We start from the raw sequence: 8,402 nt of genomic DNA, 5'->3' as shown, positions 1-8,402 counted from the left end.
TAAATGGAAATATTCCAAACTGATTGCCTTTCCTATTTTCTTCCTCATAGTAATTTCGGGTATCGATTGGAAGCTCAGTCAATTCTTCATATTCCTCTATATCAATAAAATGAACATCTTCGCTATTTATGTTCGCAGCAGGTCCTATATAATTTTCTTTACGGTATAAATAAACCACATTTTGATTATTTACTAAATTTGTAGTCGGGATCTTATAAAACAGTAAATCTGTTTTTACTTTAACGCCCACAGTTCTTAAGGCATCATAAACAAGATGTGGATGGATAGGTAAAAAATGAATGACATCATTCCACAAGCAATTCAATTTTGGAATTTCTTTTTCCAACAGTTTGGGTCGTTCAGGGTGGTCAAAATATTTTTTTGCATATTGTTTATATAATTCTGAATCCAAAAGCTTTATTTTATTTAAGGACATAAGTGCTTCTCCACTCATATTTTTTGGGACCATATGATAAACGTATTTCATAAAATCTCCCCCGTTTTGAGTACTTTTTCAATTTTAATTTTATTCGTCTTTCTTATTAAACTATATTGCCAGCAAAATAATAAAGACCGACTAAACAGCCGATCTTGTTGTTAAACTATTGCATGCGTTAGTAAGAAAATAAACTGCTTATAAAGAAACTAATTTAAATGAATAACAATTTCTTCTTTAGAGAAACTAAATTAAAAGTAATAAAGGAGAACAGTATTATGAATAAGTTTTTATCTTATACATGCATTTTATTGGTTTCATTTTTTGGAGGCACATTAAACGCACATGCATTTACTCCTAAATCCTTACCAATTATACAAGAGACTGATCATTGGAAACTAAAAATAGATACATCTACTGAACAAGAAGCAAGGAAAGATGTTTTTGATGTATATTCTTTATCTGTTATCAATAACGCTAGTTGGGCTTATAATGTTCATGTCGATGTTTTTCGAAACGAACCAAAGACTCAAACTAAATTTGAACTATTTACAGATGAACAGGATAAAGTAGGTCGCAATAGTTTTAGACGTCACTTTCCAATTTCAGTTAAAGCAAACGAACTTACAGTTGTAATTACATGGCAAGATGAACCTCTCATAAGAAAAGAAGATATGAAACCAAAAGATTGCAATGGTCAACGAAAACACATGCAAGTATTCACTTTTAAAAATTAATGTTTTATAAAAAAGATAGTAAAACGGAAATCATCTGTTTTACTATCTTTTTATTTAATACAAATTTGATTATTCGTTATTGAACTAAAGCATCAGTTAGTGAAATAAAATACCTTGTTCATTGCCTTTACACTACTTCATTCCAGGCTTCCTAATAATAGATGAAAATTCGTTATATTTATCGAGAACGTTTTTACATAAAGGGTGAGCTTCATCTTCTTCGTCTTGAAATCGCAATGGTAATATCCCTTCTCTATGAAGGTGTCTAAGAAGTTTGCTAAAGGCTTTATCAATGGTCGATACAAACATATAAAGATTAAAAGAATAGAAATCTCTGCCACCAGGTTGATGTTTAATTTGCTCGATTCGAATATTATTACTATTCCTTACAAAATTATAATAGTCACTATTACAGTAATTACTCAATCGAACACGACTACTTTTCCCATTATAAAGTGAGGATAACGCTAAGAATAGCTGAGGTAAAATAACGGAACCTAAATCAGAAGTAAAAGTGAAATCCTGTTGTTCTCCAGAAACAGTGATATTGACTTCTCCATCATCAAGGTCAATTTCTACTAATCCTTTATAAGTTGAACTCAAAAGAACACCCCATTTTAGTTGATATATATTTATTAAATTCAATAAGAGTATATAAATTCCTTGTGCAACTAAACTGCCATTATGTTGAATAAGGAAAACCGTATTTGCGACGCGCGATCTTATTCAACATAAGCATGCGTTAGTTGCATAAGATTAATGATTTATGAACCAAGGAGTTAGTTAAAGCATATTTTGCTTTATTTTGTAGAATAATCAATTGAATTAGCTATTTGAACTAATATTTCAGGGGTAACCTTTTCAGAGACCTTTTTATTAGCACTAAATAAATAATGGAAATTACCTCGTTCAAAAACTAATAGGTTGGCACCTCTGATATTCATATATGTTGCCTTTTCTCCATTATTAAGTTTATATACCCTTACAACGTCCCTATCAAATATTTTCATCCTATACTTTGCAAGCTTTACATTAATAAAGAAATGAATTCCTGATGACTCCTCACTAATAAATTCCATGTCAAATGAGTCATTCTGTTCACCTTCCAAATCATTGAATCGTCCAAAAACATGAGTAAATGGAATAGGTGGCACTCTTAGTGGGAGTTCTAAGTTTTGTCCAAAATGTTGTTCAAATGCTTTTACGGCTTCATCGACAGATACGTATCCAAGATTGCTATAAGATTCTTCTATGGTACGTGTTTTATAGTTTGAGTTTGCATGCACCTTACCATTAAATAATGCAAAAAATATAAATAGAAGAATAATAAACTTGTTCAAACTAATCATCCTTTTTTCAATTTTTGATTATTTTATCCAAGTCTATTCCTACTATCCTTATGATACTAAACTGCCATTTTGTTAAATGAAAAAATGAGCTACCAAAGCAACTCATTTTGTTCAACTAACGCATGCGTTAGTTACATAAGAAAAAGCTTTATTTAAATTGTTTATACAAAATTTAAAGGCGATACCAACATTAATCCCAATAATTAAACATTACGTCACCAATTGTTCTTGGCTCCCAACGTTGTACTTGTTCTTTAATAGTACGAACATTTCTTAACTCCTCATGTTCTTCAATATTAAATTGTTTGTTCAATTCTTTTACTTTCATAACTGTATACTCCGAAAACTCTTCTGCGAACTCTTCAAAGTCGATAAAATTCAATGGGAATGAGTTTCCAAAGTCACCGTAGTCATCAGCAAGACAAAATGCTAAAAATGGATGTGCATCATTTACAACTGCATATATAGGTTTGGGTAGAAAGAAAAACTTTACTGCATAAAAATTTTTATAATCTGTTTCTAAATCACTTAATATCTCATACTTTATATGCTTTAATGAAGCAACTTCTTTACATTTAGCATAAAATTTTGATTTATCAATTGAGGGTGGATCAGGATCCTCTCCAGGCATGTAATATCCCCCTGTTACTCCATATGGCAAATTCATTTTGGTCATATTGAACTCCTATATCAAATTGGATTTTAATTAAAATTCTCTATAATTATACCAATTAATTAGACATGAAATGATAGACCTTAGTGAAATATTCTATTTTTCTTATTAAGCTATACTGCCATTAGTTCAACAAAAAAATCGGCTAAACAGCCGATCAAGTTGTTCAACTAATGCATCAGTTAGTTGAACAAGAAAATTACTCTAAATACTCATCACTTAGACTTGGATTTAAATACCTTGCCATTCCAGTTTTCAGCTTTTTTAATCCAAGTTTTCGATAAAATCCTTCATTACCAGTTGTTGATATTAAATGTATACAAGAAAAATTACTTAACTTATCAAGTAAAAACTCCATAATTTTTTTAGCTATTCCTTGCCTTTGAAAATCTCGATGAACCACTACATCATAAATTGCTGCATTAAAAACGCCATCTGTAATCCCTCTACCAATCCCAATAATTCTTCCATTGACCTTAACTAAAGCTACGACATTACTTGCTTCAAATACTTGTCTAATTATCTCGTTTGTATGTTTAGTCCACCCAACAGAAGCATAAACTTCCTTCATTTCATCGAGATTTGCATTGGCGAAATCACTATGAATTTCTATATCCATATTTACGCCCCCTATAAATGCATATCTTAGTTTTTAAATTTTACCATAATTTCTGCATTTTTTATGGAACTAAACTGCCATTTACTTTAATAAGAATAAAGCTACCGAAGCATAGGTTGTTCAACTATTGCATGAGTTAGTTGTATAAAGAAACTTAATTTATTTAACTTTTACAAAATAGAAACCTGTCCCATTTTCTTGTGGAACAAACCCTTGCTGAACTAAACTATTTTCCACCATATTTTGTTCTTCTACTGATATAACTGTATATTTGTCTCCATCAGTGACTTGTTCTGATTTTCCTTCAGCTAACATAGCTTCTCTACGATTTTGTTCTTCTACTGATACAATTCTGTATTGGTCTCCATTGGTCTGTGCATATACCTTTGTATTTTGGAAGTCTTTTGTAAATCCGATTGATAATGCTAAAGCACCAGCAAAGCCAATTGATAATACTAATTTTCTTTTCATAAATAAACCTCCTAATATTTTTTGGTAAATAATTACATTTTGTTTCTATAAATAGAATAACACAATTAATATAAATAACTTGTCTTATTTTGTTCAACTACTCTACCACTTAGTGCAATAAAAACGACTACCGAAGTAGTCGTTTCTTGTTTTACTAAAGCAAGCGTTAGTTACTTAAAGAAATTATTATAGTTCCTTGTATCCAACCATTTTCTTTAACATTTTCGCTTCCGATAGACTAATTTTTCTATAATCTCCCAAATCAATAATAGCACCATCATCAGTAAACCATATTTGTGTTTCAGTCAATCGTATACCTTCTTTAGGACTGTTGATAATTAAGTGTAAATCTGGTTTTCCTAAGTCCAATTTTTTACTGTTAATTTGCTTTGCAAAGGTTAGAACTTGTTGGATATAATCAATCTTATCTTGATTATTTACATCAGTAATGACATTACGTATTTCGATAACCCCTTGTTGATCTGATTTTTCATATCCAACTTTTATCTCTCTTGTTGGTTTGTTATATAGTAATTTTCCGCTAATAAAACCACCACTAAAAATAATTGTGATTAGTAGAAATAAAACAATAATCTTTATAAATTTATTCAAATAAATGACCTCCTCTCAGTCACATTATATGAATTATAATTCCATTAAATTTATTTATATTTTTTTAGAAGCCCATTTCCTTATTCAACTAATCTGCCATTTTGTTGAATAAAAAAAATCGACTAAACAGCCGATCTTGTTGTTCAACTAATGCATTGCTAATCTAATTACTTGCTTAAAAGAAACACCTAGATAACGATATTTAATAGTAATTCTATTTATTTTTTTACTATGTAATATGCTTATCTCGTATACTTTATCTTTTGCTGAAGCAGTACCTTGATTTTGCTTCTTAATCAAATTTTTTGGTGATATATTTGGTTTTAATACCATTGATTTAACTTTTGTATTTTGTTTCTCAAAATCAAATACCTCGGAGCTATCATACTCTTGTAATCCACTTCCAACTCGAATCTTTGTTCCTTTAGGAATTTCTTCATTATTAATCAATATTTTCTTTAGATGAATATCACTTAAACCTATATTACCAATTTCAATAGCTATTCCTTTTCCATTATCACTCGGAACGATTCTACCCGTTTCAATTGGCGGTTTTTGTTTTATTAAAACAACGTATGCAACCACTAGTATAATTAAAAGTAATACACTAACAATAATTTTCTTCAATGCAACTATTCCCTTCCCAGGTCTTTCACAAAAAATTAAATACTAATTGAACCATCGCTCCACCAAATAAAAAACTCTTCTAATGATGGTGCAATCCATGTTCGACTATCGTCTATATGATTCCATACATAGATATCATCTTTTTGTATGTCACCGTTAATGATTGAAAATCCAAAAAAATCACCATTGCCAGCGTCCGCGAAAAATAATAAACTATCGAAAGTCATGTAACAATCTTTATACACTTCAAGTGTTCTTCGCTCAACATTTTCTTCGATTATTTCACTCGAAGACCAAAATCTAACGCCTCCACTATCAAATCCATTTGTTTCTTTTAAAAGATTAGCTAATTCATTTTTAATTTCAAGATTAAACTTTTCATTAATTTCTTCTAACTGTTCCTGAGTCGCTGGTTCATTAAACAACGGTTCTTCTGAGACTTTATTTATTAAATTTTTCCACATGTTAGTAATCCTTTCTAACTTCAAATAAATAGATATATCTGAATTATTATAACATTTCTTATTCAACTGATATGAACGAAACTGTCAACTCACCATACCCAAATGGTTTTATTTTTATGTTTTTGTCTGTTTTTAGGCAGACTTATTCTAAGACTACCAACTTAGATTTTTTCACTAAGTCTGTGGATTATCATTCATTTAATTCAATATAAAAGCTTTTACTTTAAAAACTAAGAATAACTACTTAAAACCTTGGCACGAAGGCAAATATTTTCAACAGTGATTTACAATCTGATATGCGTGGGTTGGTTACCACATTTCATTCTATCCGTTACGGAGCTGCCTCGATCTAAACGCGCACGTTCGGTATTTTACCTAATGCATAGTTGAACTAGAGGGTTCTCCTTACCGTGTTTGCCTCCGAGCCAAAATTTCAATACTAATTAGACTTTATAACTTCGTTATTTATTATTTTTTATACAAAAAAGATTAACTATTAAGCAACAGATTGGTTTAATTTTTGATCTTCAATACTACATCCGATTGCCCAGATAAATCCAAGTAATTCACGAGCAACAGCTACAACTGCAAACTTTCCTGCCTTACCTCTAGCTGTAATCCGATTATATTTTAAATTGAGACGGTGTTGTGCTTTCCAGGCAATTCTTTGTGCTTCAAGTGGCTGACCAGCTTGCCTTTTCAATAACTCACCTTTAAGAGAAGGACGATGACGATATGCCCATGAACATTCTACTAAAGCTCGGCGGATGTGTGAGTTTCCTATTTTAGTAATCGGACCCTGCCAACGACTTGAACCACTCGAGTATTCTTTAGGAACTAGACCTGCGTATGACATTAATTGTCTTGGATTTGAAAAACGTGAAAATTGACCAATCTCTGCGACAAGTGTGACAGCTGTTACTTCAGCTATTCCTCTTAAAGTTTGAAGTGCTTGTATAACAGGTGCATGTTCACTTTTGATTGCTTCTTCATGAACTTGGGCTTCAATACGCTTCATTCTTTCTTCAACCTCATAAATAGAATGTAAATATTCTTGGAATACGATGCGTAATGATGATTTTTCAAAAGTGAGTTTACTTAACCAGTCACGATGTTTGATTGTCCAATTCTTAACGCCTTGAGGTGGGCGTATTTCATGACGAAGCAAGAAATGAACTAATCTTTGACGTGCTTTTTGTAAATCTTCACGAGTATCAGAACGAGCATGAATTAAATCTCTCAATGCCTCATGTACTTCATCTGGTACCCAAACAGCAGTTAGTTCACCAGCTCGAAGAAGCTGAGCTAAACGTAGTGAATCACGACGATCCGTTTTAACTCGATCTCCAGTACGTTTAGGTATAAGAGTTGGTGCAACTACAATGCATTCAATTTCCATTGATAGAAGCTGACGATAAATACTATACCCACATGAACCAGCTTCATAACAAACTAGTAATTTCTCTGGATCACCTAGCTTCTTAAAAAGTTTTCGAATAGCTTCTGGAGTATTTTGGATATTTCCATGAAATCTTGGTGCACCTCTTCCTTCATCAGCAATTCCAACAGCAATAATATCTTTCGAAACGTCTAAACCAATAAATTTTTGACCATCCTTCATAATACACGGCTCCTTTTGTTTGTAGCTCTACATTTGGTTTGGGTAGGCTTTTTAATCACTCCCATTATTGCCAACTGCAACCTACGATAAGCAAAATGGAGCCGTTTCGTTCATTATGACTAAACTGCCATTTTGTTGAATAAAAAAAATCGACTAAACAGTCGATCTCGTTGTTCAACTAAAGCATGAGTTAGTTGCATAAGTTAATCACTAAAATCTCTAAACAAAATCTCTAATTCTTTATGGTCGTAATAATCCCCATCACTAATGAATTTTTCAATCTCGACTGTACCATCATCCATAAATTCTACTTCCCACCGTTCACCTGGCATTCGAATTGCTACCATAATGGCTTCATCTCGAATTTTTTTTAAGCTATACGCAATATTACTTTCTTCCAACTTGTTTAAAAAGGTATTTAAATCCCAATTCACTAGACCCAACTCCTATATTTCTCTTTAACAAATCAAATACCATTTTTAATATCAGTCCATGTTCTAATTCAACAAACGCAATGCTTTAGTTATATAATCTCCTTTGATTATTGCCGTTTCACTTACGTCATTTCAGACTTCCTAATAATAGATGAAAATTCGTTATATTTATCGATAACGTCTTGACATAAAGGGTGTCCTTTATCTTGATATTTCTATGAAGTTGTCTAAGAAGTTTGCTAAAGGCTTTATCAATTGTCGATACAAACATATAAAGATTATAAGAAGAGATATCTCTGCCACCAGGTTGATGCCTAATATGCTCGATTCGAATATTATTACTATTCCTTACAAAATTA

General features: G+C 31.5%; 13 protein-coding genes. 1 reads left to right on the top strand and 12 read right to left on the bottom strand.

Annotation, left to right across the window (positions count from 1 at the left end; genetic code table 11):
• Window positions 1-487 (bottom strand): group-specific protein (locus tag EP747_RS23685; RefSeq protein ID WP_129692440.1); only part of this gene is annotated, 487 nt, incomplete at its 3' end.
• A 227-nt stretch (window positions 488-714) separates the two neighbouring features.
• Between EP747_RS23685 and EP747_RS23680 the strand changes: the two genes are divergently transcribed.
• Window positions 715-1,173 carry a hypothetical protein gene (locus tag EP747_RS23680; protein WP_129692439.1) on the top strand — a complete coding sequence of 153 codons (459 nt, stop codon included), beginning with the start codon at window positions 715-717 and terminating at the stop codon, window positions 1,171-1,173.
• Window positions 1,174-1,305: 132 nt separating this feature from the next.
• Here EP747_RS23680 and EP747_RS23675 read toward each other — a convergent pair whose 3' ends face one another.
• The 11 genes from EP747_RS23675 to EP747_RS24560 all read right to left on the bottom strand — a co-directional run.
• The gene (locus EP747_RS23675) at window positions 1,306-1,776 is read right to left on the bottom strand and encodes a hypothetical protein (RefSeq protein WP_129692438.1); all 471 of its coding nucleotides are present in this window, start codon (window positions 1,774-1,776) and stop codon (window positions 1,306-1,308) included.
• A 197-nt stretch (window positions 1,777-1,973) separates the two neighbouring features.
• Window positions 1,974-2,513, bottom strand: coding sequence for a hypothetical protein (locus EP747_RS23670; protein WP_419179345.1), 540 nt, complete (start codon window positions 2,511-2,513; stop codon window positions 1,974-1,976).
• Between the two features lie 199 nt (window positions 2,514-2,712).
• Window positions 2,713-3,198: a hypothetical protein gene (locus EP747_RS23665; protein ID WP_129692436.1), complete on the bottom strand. Its 486-nt coding sequence runs from the start codon at window positions 3,196-3,198 to the stop codon at window positions 2,713-2,715.
• 196 nt (window positions 3,199-3,394) lie between these two features.
• Window positions 3,395-3,814: a GNAT family N-acetyltransferase gene (locus EP747_RS23660; RefSeq protein WP_129692435.1), complete on the bottom strand. Its 420-nt coding sequence runs from the start codon at window positions 3,812-3,814 to the stop codon at window positions 3,395-3,397.
• A gap of 159 nt (window positions 3,815-3,973) precedes the next feature.
• Window positions 3,974-4,285 carry a hypothetical protein gene (locus EP747_RS23655; protein WP_129692434.1) on the bottom strand — a complete coding sequence of 104 codons (312 nt, stop codon included), beginning with the start codon at window positions 4,283-4,285 and terminating at the stop codon, window positions 3,974-3,976.
• A gap of 186 nt (window positions 4,286-4,471) precedes the next feature.
• The gene (locus tag EP747_RS23650; RefSeq protein WP_129692433.1) at window positions 4,472-4,897 is read right to left on the bottom strand and encodes a hypothetical protein; all 426 of its coding nucleotides are present in this window, start codon (window positions 4,895-4,897) and stop codon (window positions 4,472-4,474) included.
• Between the two features lie 147 nt (window positions 4,898-5,044).
• Window positions 5,045-5,524, bottom strand: a complete 480-nt coding sequence (locus EP747_RS23645) for a hypothetical protein (protein WP_129692432.1) — start codon at window positions 5,522-5,524, stop codon at window positions 5,045-5,047.
• Between the two features lie 35 nt (window positions 5,525-5,559).
• On the bottom strand, window positions 5,560-5,988 hold the full coding sequence (locus EP747_RS23640) for an SMI1/KNR4 family protein (RefSeq protein ID WP_129692431.1): 429 nt from the start codon (window positions 5,986-5,988) through the stop codon (window positions 5,560-5,562).
• Window positions 5,989-6,484: 496 nt separating this feature from the next.
• A complete protein-coding gene (locus tag EP747_RS23635) occupies window positions 6,485-7,609 on the bottom strand; it encodes an IS110 family transposase (protein ID WP_129692430.1) in 1,125 nt (374 codons plus the stop codon).
• 203 nt (window positions 7,610-7,812) lie between these two features.
• Window positions 7,813-8,043, bottom strand: a complete 231-nt coding sequence (locus EP747_RS23630) for a hypothetical protein (protein ID WP_235832982.1) — start codon at window positions 8,041-8,043, stop codon at window positions 7,813-7,815.
• Between the two features lie 127 nt (window positions 8,044-8,170).
• A partial coding sequence (locus tag EP747_RS24560; RefSeq protein ID WP_205753863.1) for a hypothetical protein occupies window positions 8,171-8,402 on the bottom strand: 232 nt, incomplete at its 5' end.

This window comes from Gottfriedia acidiceleris, from assembly GCF_004138285.1.
GTDB classification, from domain to species: Bacteria; Bacillota; Bacilli; order Bacillales; family Bacillaceae_G; genus Gottfriedia; species Gottfriedia acidiceleris_A.
This window is presented reverse-complemented; position numbering and strand designations above follow the sequence as displayed.

Bases quoted from the DNA above. Each gene is read 5' to 3' on its own strand.
- EP747_RS23655 (WP_129692434.1), bottom strand. From the start codon at position 4,285: ATGAAAAGAAAATTAGTATTATCAATTGGCTTTGCTGGTGCTTTAGCA.
- EP747_RS23660 (WP_129692435.1), bottom strand. From the start codon at position 3,814: ATGGATATAGAAATTCATAGTGATTTCGCCAATGCAAATCTCGATGAA.
- EP747_RS23640 (WP_129692431.1), bottom strand. From the start codon at position 5,988: ATGTGGAAAAATTTAATAAATAAAGTCTCAGAAGAACCGTTGTTTAAT.
- EP747_RS23680 (WP_129692439.1), top strand. From the start codon at position 715: ATGAATAAGTTTTTATCTTATACATGCATTTTATTGGTTTCATTTTTT.
- EP747_RS23635 (WP_129692430.1), bottom strand. From the start codon at position 7,609: ATGAAGGATGGTCAAAAATTTATTGGTTTAGACGTTTCGAAAGATATT.
- EP747_RS23665 (WP_129692436.1), bottom strand. From the start codon at position 3,198: ATGACCAAAATGAATTTGCCATATGGAGTAACAGGGGGATATTACATG.